General features: G+C 45.6%; 16 protein-coding genes. 3 read left to right on the top strand and 13 right to left on the bottom strand.

All coding sequences use genetic code 11. The features are described from left to right. Positions 1–250: 250 nt before the first annotated feature. Both QUB64_RS01655 and QUB64_RS01650 read right to left on the bottom strand, forming a co-directional pair. Complete coding sequence (locus QUB64_RS01655; protein WP_442921624.1) at positions 251–1813, bottom strand: adenylate/guanylate cyclase domain-containing protein; 1563 nt, start codon at positions 1811–1813, stop codon at positions 251–253. Positions 1814–1998: 185 nt separating this feature from the next. Continuing rightward, positions 1999–3408 (bottom strand): aminopeptidase P family protein, encoded by a 1410-nt coding sequence (locus tag QUB64_RS01650; protein WP_333273966.1) that lies wholly within the window; start codon positions 3406–3408, stop codon positions 1999–2001. Between the two features lie 396 nt (positions 3409–3804). On the opposite strand from QUB64_RS01650, the gene QUB64_RS01645 reads away from it, so the two are divergent. Both QUB64_RS01645 and QUB64_RS01640 read left to right on the top strand, forming a co-directional pair. Then, positions 3805–4248 (top strand): DUF4332 domain-containing protein, encoded by a 444-nt coding sequence (locus QUB64_RS01645; protein ID WP_333273968.1) that lies wholly within the window; start codon positions 3805–3807, stop codon positions 4246–4248. A 194-nt stretch (positions 4249–4442) separates the two neighbouring features. Then, positions 4443–4793, top strand: a complete 351-nt coding sequence (locus QUB64_RS01640) for a Spx/MgsR family RNA polymerase-binding regulatory protein (RefSeq protein ID WP_333273971.1) — start codon at positions 4443–4445, stop codon at positions 4791–4793. Between the two features lie 11 nt (positions 4794–4804). On the opposite strand, the gene QUB64_RS01635 is transcribed toward QUB64_RS01640, so the two are convergent. The 10 genes from QUB64_RS01635 to QUB64_RS01590 form a co-directional block, all read right to left on the bottom strand. Next, on the bottom strand, positions 4805–5230 hold the full coding sequence (locus QUB64_RS01635; RefSeq protein ID WP_333273974.1) for a GNAT family N-acetyltransferase: 426 nt from the start codon (positions 5228–5230) through the stop codon (positions 4805–4807). After that, positions 5211–6830 carry a cyclic peptide export ABC transporter gene (locus QUB64_RS01630; protein ID WP_333273977.1) on the bottom strand — a complete coding sequence of 540 codons (1620 nt, stop codon included), beginning with the start codon at positions 6828–6830 and terminating at the stop codon, positions 5211–5213. Before QUB64_RS01630 ends, QUB64_RS01635 begins: the two co-directional genes overlap by 20 nt. 142 nt (positions 6831–6972) lie before the next feature. Then, positions 6973–7098 (bottom strand): hypothetical protein, encoded by a 126-nt coding sequence (locus tag QUB64_RS01625; RefSeq protein WP_333273980.1) that lies wholly within the window; start codon positions 7096–7098, stop codon positions 6973–6975. Between the two features lie 36 nt (positions 7099–7134). Next, positions 7135–7623: an OsmC family protein gene (locus tag QUB64_RS01620; RefSeq protein ID WP_333273983.1), complete on the bottom strand. Its 489-nt coding sequence runs from the start codon at positions 7621–7623 to the stop codon at positions 7135–7137. A 184-nt stretch (positions 7624–7807) separates the two neighbouring features. Further along, positions 7808–9379, bottom strand: a complete 1572-nt coding sequence (locus tag QUB64_RS01615) for an NAD(P)H-quinone oxidoreductase subunit N (RefSeq protein ID WP_333273985.1) — start codon at positions 9377–9379, stop codon at positions 7808–7810. A 435-nt stretch (positions 9380–9814) separates the two neighbouring features. Beyond that, on the bottom strand, positions 9815–10699 hold the full coding sequence (locus QUB64_RS01610) for an aminoglycoside phosphotransferase family protein (protein WP_333273988.1): 885 nt from the start codon (positions 10697–10699) through the stop codon (positions 9815–9817). A gap of 215 nt (positions 10700–10914) precedes the next feature. Next, positions 10915–11568: a PadR family transcriptional regulator gene (locus QUB64_RS01605; RefSeq protein WP_333273991.1), complete on the bottom strand. Its 654-nt coding sequence runs from the start codon at positions 11566–11568 to the stop codon at positions 10915–10917. A 232-nt stretch (positions 11569–11800) separates the two neighbouring features. Then, a complete protein-coding gene (locus tag QUB64_RS01600) occupies positions 11801–12352 on the bottom strand; it encodes an anthrone oxygenase family protein (RefSeq protein WP_333273994.1) in 552 nt (183 codons plus the stop codon). Next, positions 12295–12480 carry an NAD(P)H-dependent oxidoreductase gene (locus QUB64_RS01595; RefSeq protein WP_333273996.1) on the bottom strand — a complete coding sequence of 62 codons (186 nt, stop codon included), beginning with the start codon at positions 12478–12480 and terminating at the stop codon, positions 12295–12297. Before QUB64_RS01595 ends, QUB64_RS01600 begins: the two co-directional genes overlap by 58 nt. 292 nt (positions 12481–12772) lie before the next feature. After that, positions 12773–12925 (bottom strand): hypothetical protein, encoded by a 153-nt coding sequence (locus QUB64_RS01590; protein WP_333273999.1) that lies wholly within the window; start codon positions 12923–12925, stop codon positions 12773–12775. Between QUB64_RS01590 and QUB64_RS01585 the strand changes: the two genes are divergently transcribed. Further along, a complete protein-coding gene (locus QUB64_RS01585) occupies positions 12915–14015 on the top strand; it encodes a helix-turn-helix domain-containing protein (RefSeq protein ID WP_333274002.1) in 1101 nt (366 codons plus the stop codon). The genes QUB64_RS01590 and QUB64_RS01585 overlap by 11 nt on opposite strands. 70 nt (positions 14016–14085) lie before the next feature. On the opposite strand, the gene QUB64_RS01580 is transcribed toward QUB64_RS01585, so the two are convergent. Further along, the gene (locus QUB64_RS01580) at positions 14086–15234 is read right to left on the bottom strand and encodes a hypothetical protein (protein ID WP_333274005.1); all 1149 of its coding nucleotides are present in this window, start codon (positions 15232–15234) and stop codon (positions 14086–14088) included. Positions 15235–15561 lie beyond the last annotated feature (327 nt).

Here is a 15561-nt window from a genome sequence, read left to right as displayed (position 1 = left end):
CGCACCATTTATCCCCGGGTGCGTCAGTTGTGAGATTGTGAGTTTTTCCCGAAAATCTTCCTAGCTGACACACCCTACTGCACTTAATTTGATTTAGTCAGCCTCTGGGTGCGTCAGCCAAAATAATTCTGAATCCTCACGGACAATCTGATTCTGACGCACCATTTATCCCCGGGTGCGTCAGTTGTGAGATTGTGAGTTTTTCCCGAAAATCTTCCTAGCTGACACACCCTAGTGCACTTAATTTGATTTACTCTCCGATTTCCATCTCGCCTTCTGTCTTTCTACCCGTCAAAAAATAAGTCCGCATTTCCCCTTTACCCTTAATCTCGATCAAACCACGCTCTTCAAATTCATATTTGTCCGACAACAACTCATAAGTATAGATGCTAACTTGAATGCGGCCGGGGATGCCGTGAGATTCCATGCGGCTACCTGTATTCACCGCATTTCCCCACAAATCGTAAATGAATTTTTTAGTACCGATTACCCCCGCCACCACCGGGCCGCTATTAATCCCGATGCGGATGTCAAAATTTGAGTCTAGCTTCAGATTTAATTCCTGAATAGCCGCTAGCATATCCAGTGCCATTTCGGCGATCGCCTCTGCGTGATCTGGGCGTTCAATCGGAATGCCACCTACTACCATATAAGCGTCCCCGATCGTCTTAATTTTTTCCAACCCGTGCTTGTCAGTCAGTTCGTCAAAAGTTGAGAAAATTTCATTCAGCAAGTATACCAATTTCGTTGCCGACATGGTATTAGAAATTTGGGTAAAATTCACCAAATCAGCAAAAAGAATTGTGGCATTTTCAAACTTATCGGCAATTACCCCCGGTTCCTGCTTCAACCTATCTGCAATAGCTTCTGGCAAAATATTTAGCAGCAAACTATCTGTTTTTTTCTGTTCTTTTCTGAGAGCAGATTCCATCTTTTTGCGCTTGGTGATATCGTGAAAGAATACAGAAAGTCCATCGTGAGAAGGAAAAGCTCGGACTTCCAACCACACTTTTAAAGGAGCATAATATTTGTCAAAACTTACTCCAACTTGTTTGGCGACAGCTTCATGAGACTCTTTATAAAATTCGGAATTTACTAAATCAGGAAACTCTTCCCAAAAATTTTTACCAAAAAGTTCTTCCGGAGCGCGCCGCAAAAATTGCGATGCTTTGTAATTGACGTAAGTAAATCGCCATTGGGGGTCGAGAGCCAAAAAAGCATCGCTCATGCCTTCTAAAAAATTGACAATTTGCTCGTCAGTAGAACGAAGTTTGGCTTCTACTTGTTGGTGCCTGATTTGTGCGCGCTTTAATTTAGCATAATTAATTCGCAACTCCATTTGGCTAATAACTTGCCTTCCTAAAGTCCGCAAGGCTTCTAGTTGTTCTGGGGTGAGATAGCGAGGAACTGTGTCTATCGCGCACAAAGTGCCAATGGGGAAACCCTCAGGAGTTACTAGCGGCGCCCCAGCATAAAACCTAATATTTGGATCGGAAGTTACTAGCGGATTGCCGGCAAAGCGATCGTCGTCTAGGGCATTAGGTATAACGAGCAATTCATTGGGATTTAGAATAGCGTGAGAGCAAAAAGCTATCTCTCTAGGAGTTTCTGGAGCGTCCAGACCGACTTTTGATTTAAACCACTGTCGGTTAGTATCTACTAAGCTGACTAAAGCAATAGGAGTGCCACAAATATAGGAGGCTAAAGCTGTGAGGTCATCAAAAGCTGCTTCGGCATCTGTATCGAGAACATTGTAGCGGTGAAGTGCTTTTAGTCTGTCGGCTTCATTGCTAGGCAAAGGTGCAGATTGCATCCGCGGCGGCGCGACTACAGGTGTCCGAAAAATGCGTGCTAGTCTCCGTGCTGCGATTTTTTGGACTTGTACAGCTAGTTTTTCAACTAGCACAAAAAAACTTATTTGCCAAGCTTTATTCATATTTGTTTATGGTGGTCACACCAGATGGAACTGCGGGCGATCGCACTTTTGGCGATCGATACTCATGCACTTACCGCAACTAACTCCTCAATCTCCAGAGCTTTTGTTGGCAATTTCCCTGTCAATACTTCTCTACCCCCTTCGCTGACAAGTATATCATCTTCTATGCGTATTCCCCGGACATCTGCGAATTTTTCCAACTCGTCCCAATTTACCAAATCTTTATATTTTGCGCGATTTTTCGGATCGTTTAAGATTGCCGGAACTTGATAAAATCCAGGTTCGATCGATACCAGCATTCCCGGACGCAAAACTCGATTCAGCCGCAAAAAACCCAACCCAAACCGACTGCTTCTCAGTCTCCCCGCTTCATAGCCAGCCAAATCTCCCAAATCTTCCATATCGTGAACATCTAAACCGATTAAATGTCCGATACCGTGCACAAAAAACAGCGCGTGAGCGTCCATTTCTACCAAATCTTCAACATGGCCCCGCAAGATGCCCAAATCGACCAATCCTGCTGCCATAATTCGAGCAGCTAACAGGTGAATGTCTTGATATTCCACGCCCGGACTAATTTGCTCGATACAAGCATCGTGCGCTGCCAAAACCACATCATAAATCGCTCTTTGAGTCGGCGAAAATTTGCCAGAAACCGGCCAAGTGCGCGTCACATCAGCCGCCCATCCCATTGATGATTCGGCACCAACATCTGCTAACAGCAAATCTCCTGGTTGTAGCGGATTGTGATAGTGTTCGCTGTGCAGGACTTCCCCGTGCACGGTGACAATACTTGGGTAGGCGCAGGTCATATTTTCGGAGATAATGACACTTTCCATTGCAGCCCGCACACCCGCTTCCATCTTAGCTGTTGGAGTTGCCCTCATGCCCGCTTTGTGAGCTTCTACAGTGACAGCCGCAGCTTGACGCAATTCCACCAAACTGGCTGCGTCGTGGTTCAGGCGCAGCGATACGATCGCCTGAGTCAATTCTAGATCGATGCCCGTTGGCGATTTGGAGGGTGCTAAAGGCCGATCGAGAATATCCGACTGCTGCAACCGGATCGAGCTATCCTGAAGGGCGATCGTAGCTGCATTTGTCGTTAGCCCAGGCCTCGAAGAGGATCGCGCTTTCAACTCACTCATTGTCCAAGCAGCATCAGCCCCAATTTGTTCAGCAATTTCCGCTCTTTTCGGCATTTCCCCGTGCCAAAGCGTGCTGCTAGGATCGGCATCATCTAAGAACAGTTCTAGCTTCCCAGATTCTAAACGAATCGCAGCATTTTCTAACGGCAAACCAGCAAAATATAGAAAGTGACTGCTGGCGCGAAAAGGATAAACAAGTGCCGGATAATTCCGAGAAATGCTGCGACCAGACCAGAGAATTACAGGAAAATCAATTAAACTGGCCAGTTTTTGCCGCCGTTCGTGTAAAATATTTCTTAACAATTCATCACCTTTTGTAATTTGCATGGGTAAAAATTCATACTTTTGAGTTTGGTTCGTAATCAGGACTTCAGTCCTTTGATTCTAGGCATTACAGCACAAAAGTCCTGACTTCAAATTTAGCAGCCATTGCGGGGGAAAGTCTCATCTTTATTTTCTTTTTTGCTGCGATATTTGTGCTATGTTGTCGATCGTCTTTGTCGTCATCGCAGGCATGATTTTGTTCACCAGGAACCTTCGCCGCCGGCAAGAATAAAAAGGCTGAAAGTGCTACTGCACAAGCAAGACAGCAACGATTCAACAGCCGCGAGCTGCCAAATTTGCCGCTCTAATTGTTGTTGATTTTGTGACATGAGTAATAGCATCTATTGACGATCGTATATTTGAGACTTTAAAGTATAAGTAAATTCACTGAAAAAAAATATGAAAACTTCTCACACAGCTTCTAAAACTTCCGTGCAAGTACGCGATTGGCCGATCGAACACTTGCCGGGATTGAGCAACGCAAACCAGTCTCAACTAGAAGAGTGCGGCATCACAACAATCGGACAACTAATTCGGATGACGAAAACACCGGCGGCGAAAGTGTTGCTAGCACATCAATTACAGATTAACGTTCAACATATTAATAAATGGGTAGCAATGGCAGAGCTGGCTCGAATTCCGAGTGTAGGCTGTCAGTATTGCGGGCTGTTGCTGCACGCAGGCGTTGCTTCAGCCGCTCAATTGGCTCAAATGCCCGTGGAGAGACTGCACCAACAAATCCTCAGACTCCACGTAGCGACAATGCAGCGCAATGATTTGACTCCTTCAGTCGATCGCGTGCAACAATGGGTTCAACAAGCTAGATTAGTCAAGAGTCATTAGTCATTAGTCATTAGTCATTAGTCATTAGTGATTAGTCATTAGTATAGTAACCGCTAAGAGATTTAAAACGTTCTTAATTCCTAAAACCATTACTTTTCTTCCTTCTTCGGTCAACTGTCAACTGTCAACTGTCCACTGTCAACTGTCAACTGTCAACTGTCAACTGTCAACTGTCAACTGTCCACTGTTCCTATATGTCAATTCAAATTTACGGAATTCCCAACTGCGGCACCTGCAAAAAAGCTATCCAGTGGCTCCAAGATAACGCTGTCACTTACGAGTTTATTAATACAAAAGAACAGCCACCCACTCGCGAAACCATTCACAACTGGGTAGCTACTTTAGGTTTTCAACCAATGCGAAATACTTCCGGTCAATCTTACCGCGCGTTGGGCGACGACAAGAAAGAGTGGACGAGTGAAAAATGGGTGGAAGCCTTTGCTAGAGATGCAATGCTGCTGAAACGTCCTCTTTTTGTTAAAGATGGAACGGCTGTGTTAGTAGGTTTCAAAGCCGAAATAATTCGAGAAAAATTAGGGATTTGAACAAACTAAATTTACCGCATTTTTCGCATAAACTTCATTTCACCGATATCGTCAGTGAAACCCCAGCGTTTGTAAAATGGTATCATTTTCGGCAAACAGTTAAGACTCATATTCTCCACGGCTTGAAGTTGCGGATGATTTAAGACTGCATCCATCAACACCTTACCCAGTCCCGTCTTTCTGTATGTTGGGTGGACAATCACATCAAAAATTGTGCCTCTGTAGACGAAATCAGTCATGACGCGGGTAAAGCCAATTAGTCGATCGCCCTCATCGACCAAACCAATAATAACATCAGTAGCGGCCAGCATTTTCACCACATCCTCCCGCTTCCGCTTGTCGCACCAAAACTCGTTTTTGTACAAATCCATCAAGTCGGAAACCTGATTTTCGGTCAAAGTTTCCACAATTCGGTACTTATCCATTTTGTCGGTCATACTCAATTTTACCGTAATCTAGTTTAATTGCGCGATCGGCTACATCAAAATAGCGATCGTCATGACTAATCACAAACACAGTTTTACCGCGCCGCTTCAACTCAGGTAACAACTGCTTATAAAAAATATCCCGAAAAAACGGATCTTGATCCGAAGCCCACTCATCAAACAAATAAATCGGCCTATCTTCCAAATAAGCCGTCAGCAAAGCCAACCGCTTTCGCTGTCCCTGAGACAAAGCCGTAGTTGACAAAACACCATCTTTCACCTCAACCTTATTATCCAAATGAAACTCTCGCAAATATTCAGCCGCCTGATTGTCCAAATCGTGATTAGTCATCCCCAAAAGGCGATCGAATAAATAGAAATCCGAAAAAATAGCAGAAAAATGCTGCCTGTACCACTCTCTGTTGTCATTACTAATCGGCTGTCCATCTAAGAGAATCTCTCCCGATTCAGGAATGTACAAACCAGTAAGTAATTTAGCCAAAGTAGACTTACCGCTGCCATTTCCACCCACAATAAACACCAACTCACCAGGATGAAACTTTAAACTAATTTCGCCTAAAACAAAATTACTATCTTCCCTATCTCCCGGATAGCTGTGAGTAGCCCGCTTCAACTCCAGCATTTTCCAATCAGCATTTTTCACTGGTTGAACCGCAGCAGTTATCTCAGCTTTACTCGCCAAAGCCAATCCCATTCTCTCAATCTTCTCCACAGAAGTATTAGCCCTAAAAATAGCCGGCAACCTTTGCAAAATATTCTGAAACGGAGACATCAAATAGGTACTTGTCAGAATATAAGCTGACAAAACAGGTGTAGAAACTGCCACAAATTTCGGCACAGCAAACAACAGCAAACCAATCAGCATAAAAAATAGCAATTGTCCGACTCCCGTCGCCACTGCTGCGGTATTCAACGCCTGCAAATTGTAATCGCGAGAATCAGCAGCACTTACCTGCAACTCCTCATCAAAAAACTCTTGGCGGCGCGACGAATGCAGTTTCAATTCCTTAATTCCTTCAGTAATGCTGCGAAAATGCTTGAACAATACATCTTGTTCTTCCCGCGCCAAATCAAAAAACTTCCGCATTTTGTTCAGCAGCAACTGTACCGTAGCAATCGTCAAAGCTAAGAAAGCAAATACAACGGCAAAAACCGTCCCAGACAGCGTGCTCAAATAAGTCAAACAGCCGACAACAACGGCCATATCAACGCAGAGAAAAGGAATCAAAAATATAGTATTAGAAAGCGTTCCCACATCATCAGTGAGAGTAGCCATCAAGCGATTAGCGCCCAATTCTTCCAAGTGTCGCAAAGGAGAAGACAAAATCCCTCGACTCAAACTCAGCCGCAGATTGTAAACAGCTTCTTGGGAAAGATAGATTAACAAAAATTGAGATATAACGCCGGTAACTAGGGCTAAAACTGCTAATCCGGCAAAGTACCCGACTAAATTTTGATTTGAATTATCGCTGATGGCGCGGTTGATCAGGGCAATTAATTGGGCGCTGCAACCGCCGCTAATTAAGCCTGTGAGGATGGCGATGGAAACATTTAACCACGAAGCTTTTAACAGCATCCAGATGACATTCATGCGATTTTATTTCCTATTTAATAGGTGTTTGTGGTCAGATTTTAGTTCTCAGCAAAAGAAGGACTAAAGTCCTCACTACGAACCGATTTTTTTTGAGAGGGTTGACTTTTTCTGAGGGTTTTAGTCCTCACAAAAAAGAAAATTACTGCTGCACTTCTATTTCCTCCGTCTCGAATACTACTTTATTATAAATCTTGCTCATTGACATTTGCATTCCCAGGGAAGTGAAAGCAACTGTCGCGGCTTCTCCTTCGTGTTCCTGAAACAACCATTGATTTAATTCATTGGCGATTGCGACTATTTTTTAATCCTTGACTTCAGAACCATTGAATTCAATAACTGTTGGTTCATTTAGCACTGGAAAATTCACCGAATTAGCGATATAACAAACATGATGTGCATTCTCGTGCAAACTGCGTGCTTTTTCTAAATCATTACCAGCTTCTATGGTGACTTGCGGATGCAAAATTACCTCTGTAAACCGAATTTTGCCATCTTTTTGTGCCATCTTTCCCGTAGCTTCATCCGAGTAAGAAATTACCCGAATCCCAGCACGAGCACATAAAGCAAGATAACTCAACATATGGCAAGCTGACAGCGACATTACCAATAAGTCTTCAGGATTGTACAGTGCAGCATCGCCTCTAAAAGTTGGGTCTGCTGAACCAATAAATGGTGGCTTACCCTCGATATTTATTGTATACTCCCGAGAATAAGCATCATAAGATACAGTAGAACATTGACTGGCACCAGTCCAAACAGTATGGATGCGGTAGGTGTGTTCTTTGGTCATTTATATTAATTTGCTAGTTAAAATTATAACGAATAGTATATCATAGGAGCTGTTCGTAGTGAGGACTTCAGTCCGCATCAAATTCAGAGGACTGAAGTCCTCACTACGAACCGATTTTTTAGATACAAAAAGCGCCCAAATTGTTACATTTAGGCGCTTTCTCATCTTTCAAAATGCGCTGAGATTAATCGTTGCGAGACAAAAGATTCGATTCAACTTTCGCAGCAGAAATCGGGACAACGTGACTCAATGCCGATTGCAACATCGGAGTTTTGGTGACAGAATCGTTAGCCAAATTAAACAAAGGATTCGATAGGATACCTGCCAAAGTTGTGGCAACTAAGGTGAGTACAACGCTAACCTGCAAAGGCCGCATTCCCTGAAGCGTCCAGCGAATTGGCGGATAATTTTTCACGGAGTCCGACATTTCTTGAGGTTCTTTTACTACCATCATCTTGACGACGCGGATATAGTAGTAAATTGAAACTACACTGGTAATTAATCCCAGGATAACTAAGCCGTAAAGTCCAGCTTGCCAGCCAGCCCAAAATAGATAAATTTTGCCGAAAAATCCAGCCAGCGGCGGAATTCCGCCGAGAGAAAGCAGGCAAATACTCAATGCTAATGTTAGCAGCGGATCTTTTTGATACAAACCGGAGTATTCGCTGATTTGATCGGTTCCTGTCCGCAGCGAGAACAGGATGATGCAGGCGAAAGCGCCTAGGTTCATAAACAGGTAAACCAACATATAAAATATCATGCTGGAGTAACCGGCTTCGGTTCCTGCAACTAAACCAATCATTACAAATCCGGCTTGGGCGATCGACGAATAAGCTAAAAGCCGCTTCATGCTAGTCTGGGCGAGGGCCACCACATTGCCTAACACCATGCTGAGTATGGCTAAGGCTGTGAATACGAAGTGCCACTGTTCTGTGAGTGCGGGGAATGCACTTGTTAACAACCGGATGGCTAGGGCAAAACCGGCTGCTTTGGAACCGACGGAAAGGAAGGCGACAACGGGTGTCGGCGAACCTTCGTAAACGTCTGGAGTCCATTGGTGGAAAGGAACTGCGGAAATTTTGAAGGCGATTCCGGCGATCGCAAAAACCAATGCAATCACTAAACCGAGAGATTCACCGTTATTAACAGTAGAAAGGTTAGCTGCGATCGCACTTAGCGTAGTTTGGCCGCCAGACAATCCGTACAGCAGCGAAATACCGTAGAGAAACACCGCCGAAGAAGATGCACCAATTAACAAATATTTCAAAGCAGCTTCATTGGAACGCGGATCGCGTTTTGTGTAACCCGTCAGCAAATAAGACGAGATACTCAGAGTTTCCAACGAAATAAAAATCATCACCAATTCATCAGCGCCGCTGAGGAACATTCCCCCCAAAGTAGCAGTGAGCAAAATGCCGATAAATTCCGCTAAAGCCGTACCCGTTTGCAGTACGTAGCGGACGGATATCAAAATAGTGACAGCCGCAGTTAAAGCGATAATTCCGCGAAACAACAAACTCAAGGCATCGCTGTTAAAACCGCCCAGAAACGAGATAGTGTTAGTGTTATCCCACTGCAAACACAAGGCACCGACGGCGGCCAGCAAACCCGCAACGGCAACGTAGGGAGTCCAACCCGAGGAACTGCGGCCTACAATTAAATCGCCTAGGAGAACCACCAAGAGGGTGATGATGACAATTCCCTCGGGTAAGATAGTTCCAGCATTTAGCTGGGCTGCAAGAGTAGCAAAATCCATATTTTCAGGCAGGTTGGGTAATACAGGCTAGGGAAGGCTGTAATGGGCAGTGAGCTCGTAAAAATTCTTTACCAAACTGGATTGTAACTGATTACAGCTTCGCGATCCCAGTTGGGCCTATGTTTGTTGCCGGGGATTCGGCGGGGACTCGGCGGTTGAAACCGCTCCGATAAAAACGATGTCCCTTTTGATGGTTCGATCGTTCGGAATGCAAGTCCTACTCTTGGATGCGGACGCTCAGTCCTCAGGAGCAAACGGTTTTAATGGTTCGATCGTTCGGAATGCAAGTCCTACTCTGGGGATGCGGACGCTCAGTCCTCAGGAGCAAACGGTTTTAATGGTTCGATCGTTCGGAATGCAAGTCCGCTCAAATAGAGGACTTGCATTCCGAACGATCGAACAGTGTTGATGGCTGGTTTTTGACCGCACATAATATTATCCATCCTCAGAAACACGTCGCAATATTTTCTCCCCAATTAGCGCGTGCCTTGGATTATCAATTAACCCTGTGTCTAGAAACACAACACCAAAAAGTACCGCCCATCCCTTAGCGCGTTGCAGTGTTGCTTCAGAAACATTTGCATATTCTACGATCGCCCGTTGGCGTGCATTTCGATCGCCAAAAAGCATCCAAATAGCAGCAATATCTGTCGCAATATCCCCAGATGTCATGTCGCCCCAATCAATAATCCCCGCGATCGCACCGTTGGCAACAAGCACATTGCGCGGGTGAAGGTCGCCGTGCAGCCATCTTGCCTCAACGTCAACAGGCGCGTTTAAAGCCCGATTCCAAACGTTTTCGATCTCTCGATTAATCAGGTTAGTTTTCGCCTTCAACCGTTGCATCCGTTCCTCAACAGAAGCTGCCCGCTGCTGCAACGGTACGCCGCGGTACGCATTTGATGGCGCATTCAATGGTGCAGGTACGTGCAACGATCGCAAGAATGAAGCAAAGCGTTTTGCCTGATTGGCATGGGGTGCTTCTAAATCCGCAGCCACACCGGGCAGCCAGGGCAATACACTCCACCGCCAAGGATAGCCCTGTGCTGGCTTGCCCACTCTGTAAGGGGTTGGAACAGGTAGAGAAAGTCGATCGGCCAAAAGCGGCAGCCAAGTTTGCTCGTTTTCGATTAGTGCGGCTGCTACTTTTCGGCGCGGAAGTCGTACAGAAAACTCTTCGCCCAGCCGAAACATTGCATTATCCCAACCACAATCAACGAGATGCACCGGCAGGTGTTTCAAATCTGGGTGCTGGTTTTCTAACAATTTGTAGACGAGGGCTGCATCTATTTCGACTTCGGATATCGGGGTTCCCTGCAACTCCATATTTGCCTCTTTACCTTGACTGTCGCTTTTTTAAGGCAATAGTCAGGACAGTTTTTTGAACGGTTCTGTAACACTTTTTTGGCTTTAATTTCAAGGATTGTGCTTTTTTCCTCTCGTTAGGCTCCACCCCTGACTTTAAAAAAAAGATCCAGCCCACGGCCCGGGCTTTAGTTCTTAAAATCAGCCAAAATTATGTCCGGAGTATTGAACTATACATCTTTCTCAATGGATTTTTCTGCCAACATTCCGTGAATATCTCGTTTGACTTGCTCTAACAGTTCGCGCACTTGACTCATTCGGGACGTGTTACGGCTGCGAGCTATCTGCATCACTAAAACAGATAGGTCAGTTACAGTGTTCCGCAATTCACTGAATTCTGGAGGCACATTGCGGAGTTCTTTAGAAGAGTCCGACGGGCTTTCCTGGGAACGCTCTGCTAGGAGTTTCTTGCCAGTATCAGTAATCGTATAAACGCGCTTGCCACTTACTTGCTCGCTGGTTAAATAGCCCCCTTCTTCTAACATTTGAAGTGTGGGATAGACTGAACCAGGACTGAGACGACGGAATTCACCATAGCGGCTTTCCATTTCTCTGATCAAGTTGTAACCATGACTGGGCCCATCGGAAAGCATCTCCAACAGAATAAATTTAATGTCGCCTCGGCGAGTTCGATGTTCGTCTCCCCAGTTTCTATCAAGTGATTCGTGGTGGCGAGGTCTTCCGTGATGTTTGCCATGATGTCTCCCGCGCTCTTTCCCGTGATGTTCGTCATGTTGGAATACAAACCAATCTAATCCTGGGCGATCGCCTCGATCGCCCACTGATGCCAATACCGGAAAGCGGAACAAAAAGTTTCTAAACATAGGTCAGTCCTAAATCAACTGACTTCAGTATAACGATATATCGCGATAGGTCGCGATATATCGTTAACTTGTAACATATCTTTACAAAAACCTGGATTAACCCTCAATCGGTTCTATACAGGGATGACGGCACAACAAGGTTGTTGAGCGCTGGGATGCTGCTGTATCGCCTTACCGTCCAGCAGCCAGTGGCGAATCACAGCAGCGTCGGAGGTCATGCCAAGGGTCATTTCTACGGTTCTGCCGATCGATCGCAAAGCCCAATAATGAGCAATGCGGCTGCCCCTAGTGCTGCTGCCGATCGAATATGATTCCAGATTGTCCAATTCACAAGGTAGCTAGCCCATAGTTTCGCGCCCTCAGCGCTACCAGGCTCGACTTTCGCCAGCGCATCGTTTAGCGGTACATTGAGTGCGATCGTCACGAATACCGTGCCGACGAGATACAACAAGCTACCAATCAGCAAATAGGCAGCACCTGGTTGATACCACTTTAATAGCGAGAAAACCGCCAGAAAGATGCAAGCCGCAGCCGTTCCAAAGAGCGCCGTCATGAACAACGGATTGATTGCTGTGATGTTAATGGCTTGCATGGCGGCAATGCCCTGTGCTGGTTGGAGTCGGGCAAGGGCGCTCATCACGAAGGTTGAGAAGGCAAAGAAGACTCCCGCCATCAGCCCGCAGCCCAGTGCCGCGAACAACTTCAATGCGAAATGTTGTTGCACAATCAGATGTTGCTGCATGATTTTACCTTCCTGCCAGTTGAGCGACTTGGACGCGAGCATTGATCTCGATAGGTAACGACATCAGCCGGATGCGCTTGTTTCCATTGTTGGAAAAATTCTGTTTTAAGCCTGCGAGAGTGCGATTTTTCTCCCCTCGGACTGGAATCAATGTGTAGAATGTGTGCCATAGTTCCTTCTGGTTAATCACCATTCCAGCTTAGGGAAACCATCCATATGCAGCTATCTAATTCCTGTGGCACTATCACAATCTTGCTGCCAGTTGTCAGTCTGCAAGGGCAAACTGTCTCCCAAGCTCTATACAATCAAATCAGAATTATTCCTAAAATAATACAACTTATTTAAGAAATGACAAATGACAGATATTTCTCCCATCGATAGCTCGGCATTCAAACAGTTCGAGCGCGACGGATTCGATCGCGTAGCGACAAGATAGGATCGCCCGATCGCAAAGGTAACAGCTCAAGTCAACGAATCTATATTGGATGCGGTGGGAGTCTGGCGTGGTATGCGATTGCTCGATGTCGCCTGCGGGACAGGGTGGCTGTCTGCGGCTGCTGCCGATCGATAAGCTGCGATCGCGGGACTAGACTTGTCGGAAAATATGTTAGCCATTGCCCGTTCCCGATGTCCCGAAGGCGAATTCTATCAAGGGGACGGCGAGAACCTGCCTTTTGAGTCGGGTGAGTTCGATCGGGTTGTCTGTAGCTTGGGCATCCTCCATTTTGCCAACCCAGAGCAAGCAATCGCCGAGGCTTGGAGGGTACTCAAACCAGGAGGGCGCTATGCCTTTACCTGTTGGACACCGCCGACGCAAAATCCATTCATGAACCTCATCCTGGGTTCTGTGCAGACTCACGGCACGATGGACTTGGATCTACCTAAAGCGCCGCCCCGGTTTCGTTTTGGCGACGCCACCGAATGCCAAAAAGTCCTCAGCGCCAAGGGAAGCAGTCACTACGGCGATGAACACACAATTAGTCTGTCTCTTGCACCTCGCCCTGTTCGCTTGCTGCAAATCCAGGGAGGCAAAACCTACGCAGGGCTGTACGCCAAAGGTGACATTTCCATCACGCCTGCAAAGATGCCGTTTTTTGCCCGTTGGGATAGTGACGATCGCTACTTGCAGATTCGGATTGCATCTCGTTTCATCGAAAGCGTTGCCAGAGAAGCTTTTGAGATGAATCCAGATCGGCTGGAATTGCTCCCGGAATTTCGGACGCGCGATCGACAAATTGAGTCGATCGGCATTATGCTGCTTTCGGAAGTGCAACAGCAGAATTTAGGCCCAAATCTCTACATCGAATCGCTTTCAAATGTCCTAGCAGTGAATTTGCTCAGACAATACTTTACTGCCAAACCGCGCCTGACAATTTACGATGGTGGTTTGCCCGAGCGTCAAGTTCTTCTAGTCTTGGAATACATAAACGAACATCTAAGTCAAGACATTAAGCTGGCAGATTTAGCTGCGTTGCTGGGCATGAGTCAGTTTCATTTTAGCCATATGTTCAAACAGGCGATCGGCATAGCTCCCTATCAGTATCTGCTGCAACAACGGATCGAACGGGCGAAGGAGTTGTTAAAGCAAAAAGAGCGATCGATTGTGGAAATTGCTTTAGAATGTGGGTTTAACAGCCACAGTCATTTGAGCAAACAGTTTCGGCAGTTGACTGGCATGACACCGACAGCTTACAGAACTCATTAATACCAAATAGGATTAGTGTAGGGCGATCGCCATTGAATTCCTCAACTCAATTTAAAACAATATTTCTGGTTCAGTGTTGCAAGAAAAAAATTGTCATTACTAGAGATTGACAGAAGATAAAAGCTAAGGGAAATATCCAGCGAAACTTTCTCACCACCCCAACGGTGAATTCTGGCTTTTCGTGGTTGTTTAGCAAGAAATGCACGCTGACATTAGCCATAATCGACGAGAAGAAAAAGATGTAACAGATAAATATGTATGCGTCCAGCATAGTCATGTAAGATAATCTCGGCAAAGAATTAGCAACGGTGAAGTTAAAAGTTATTGCCGTGAGGGTGCTGGTAATGCCTAAACTCATCTGAGTGGCAAAAGCCGTGTTCGCATTGATCCAAAAAGTCGCCCAAGAAATCAGCGTAATTAGCAGCAGGGGAATAAAGACCTTAAATATGTAAAACTGGTAATTACGTTTGAGTTTGATTTCAAATGTGTATCGCGCATAGGTTTTATTTTCTTTGATAAATTTGTTGCTAGTGATGGGGGTGTTGATACCGAGAATTTTCCATTCGGATAAAGAAACGAAAGGATCTTCGCTGAATCCAGTCTGCGTTGGATTTTCTTTAAACACTACACGTTGGTCATCAAAAGATAAGGATTCCCAAACAATCTTCACAGTTTGCGAGTCAAAGGGAAACTTTTTCAAATCTAAGTCCGACGATACCGTCGCGTTAACGAGTTCTAGATAATTGACAGTCCCGTCGGGTTGGACGGTTAATTCCAGCGCAACTCTTTTCGCTGCTGACGAAGCATTCACAATTGTTAAATTTGGTTCCCATATTTTTTCGGGAGTGTAGCGCATTACTGTGTCGCCAACTGCTTTCGGGTCAAATGCTAGGCGCGAATCTTGCCAACTTGCAGCAAAATAGCCGCTGACATCGATAGTCTCATCTGATTGATTAATGCGACCGAGGTCGATCAGGTAAAAACCTAGGGAAACTTCAGTTGGCTTGTCAGTATTTGGCGGACTTTTCAACGAAGGTTGGGGAATGTCTGGGGATTTTGCTGCCGCATTGGCTGCGGTTGTTGCGGTTCGTGTGGGTGTGGGGGAATTGGCGCGAGGATTTTGAGCGACGACTGGGTAATCGATAAAAAGTGCAACAGTTAATGCTATAGTTACCAGGGCTGCGATCGCTTGAGCTGCTAATCGATTTTTCTTGTTCATCGGACGATACTATTGGGACTACAAGGTTATTTTATAACTATCAAGACTTACCAGAAAGAATTGGTTTAAAGCCGGAACCCCGATCGGGAGAAATTAAAAGAAAACTATTTATTACTCCAATCCTATTCCTGACCGGGAGAGGTCGCTTTCCTTTCGTCAACTGTCAACTGTCCCAGGTCAACTGAATGAAATCTTAAGACCTAAGAAACCGGGTTTTTCACCTCATGTGCTGGCGACAAGGCGTCTTTTCGTTAAAAAATCCGGTTTCTGACCACCCCGCCCTCGCGAACTAACTATATTAGCCATTTTCTCCAAGGGCGATCGTTA

The organism is Microcoleus sp. Aus8_D2 (assembly GCF_036702665.1).
Classification (GTDB): Bacteria; Cyanobacteriota; Cyanobacteriia; order Cyanobacteriales; family Microcoleaceae; genus Microcoleus.
This window is presented reverse-complemented; position numbering and strand designations above follow the sequence as displayed.

Excerpts from the sequence above, each read along its gene's own strand:
- QUB64_RS01655 (WP_442921624.1), bottom strand. The coding sequence starts at position 1,813 with ATGCAATCTGCACCTTTGCCTAGCAATGAAGCCGACAGACTAAAAGCA.
- QUB64_RS01650 (WP_333273966.1), bottom strand. The coding sequence starts at position 3,408 with ATGCAAATTACAAAAGGTGATGAATTGTTAAGAAATATTTTACACGAA.
- QUB64_RS01645 (WP_333273968.1), top strand. The coding sequence starts at position 3,805 with ATGAAAACTTCTCACACAGCTTCTAAAACTTCCGTGCAAGTACGCGAT.
- QUB64_RS01640 (WP_333273971.1), top strand. The coding sequence starts at position 4,443 with ATGTCAATTCAAATTTACGGAATTCCCAACTGCGGCACCTGCAAAAAA.
- QUB64_RS01635 (WP_333273974.1), bottom strand. The coding sequence starts at position 5,230 with ATGACCGACAAAATGGATAAGTACCGAATTGTGGAAACTTTGACCGAA.
- QUB64_RS01630 (WP_333273977.1), bottom strand. The coding sequence starts at position 6,830 with ATGAATGTCATCTGGATGCTGTTAAAAGCTTCGTGGTTAAATGTTTCC.
- QUB64_RS01620 (WP_333273983.1), bottom strand. The coding sequence starts at position 7,623 with ATGACCAAAGAACACACCTACCGCATCCATACTGTTTGGACTGGTGCC.
- QUB64_RS01615 (WP_333273985.1), bottom strand. The coding sequence starts at position 9,379 with ATGGATTTTGCTACTCTTGCAGCCCAGCTAAATGCTGGAACTATCTTA.
- QUB64_RS01605 (WP_333273991.1), bottom strand. The coding sequence starts at position 11,568 with ATGTTTAGAAACTTTTTGTTCCGCTTTCCGGTATTGGCATCAGTGGGC.
- QUB64_RS01600 (WP_333273994.1), bottom strand. The coding sequence starts at position 12,352 with ATGCTCGCGTCCAAGTCGCTCAACTGGCAGGAAGGTAAAATCATGCAG.
- QUB64_RS01595 (WP_333273996.1), bottom strand. The coding sequence starts at position 12,480 with ATGGCACACATTCTACACATTGATTCCAGTCCGAGGGGAGAAAAATCG.
- QUB64_RS01585 (WP_333274002.1), top strand. The coding sequence starts at position 12,915 with ATGTTAGCCATTGCCCGTTCCCGATGTCCCGAAGGCGAATTCTATCAA.
- QUB64_RS01590 (WP_333273999.1), bottom strand. The coding sequence starts at position 12,925 with ATGGCTAACATATTTTCCGACAAGTCTAGTCCCGCGATCGCAGCTTAT.
- QUB64_RS01580 (WP_333274005.1), bottom strand. The coding sequence starts at position 15,234 with ATGAACAAGAAAAATCGATTAGCAGCTCAAGCGATCGCAGCCCTGGTA.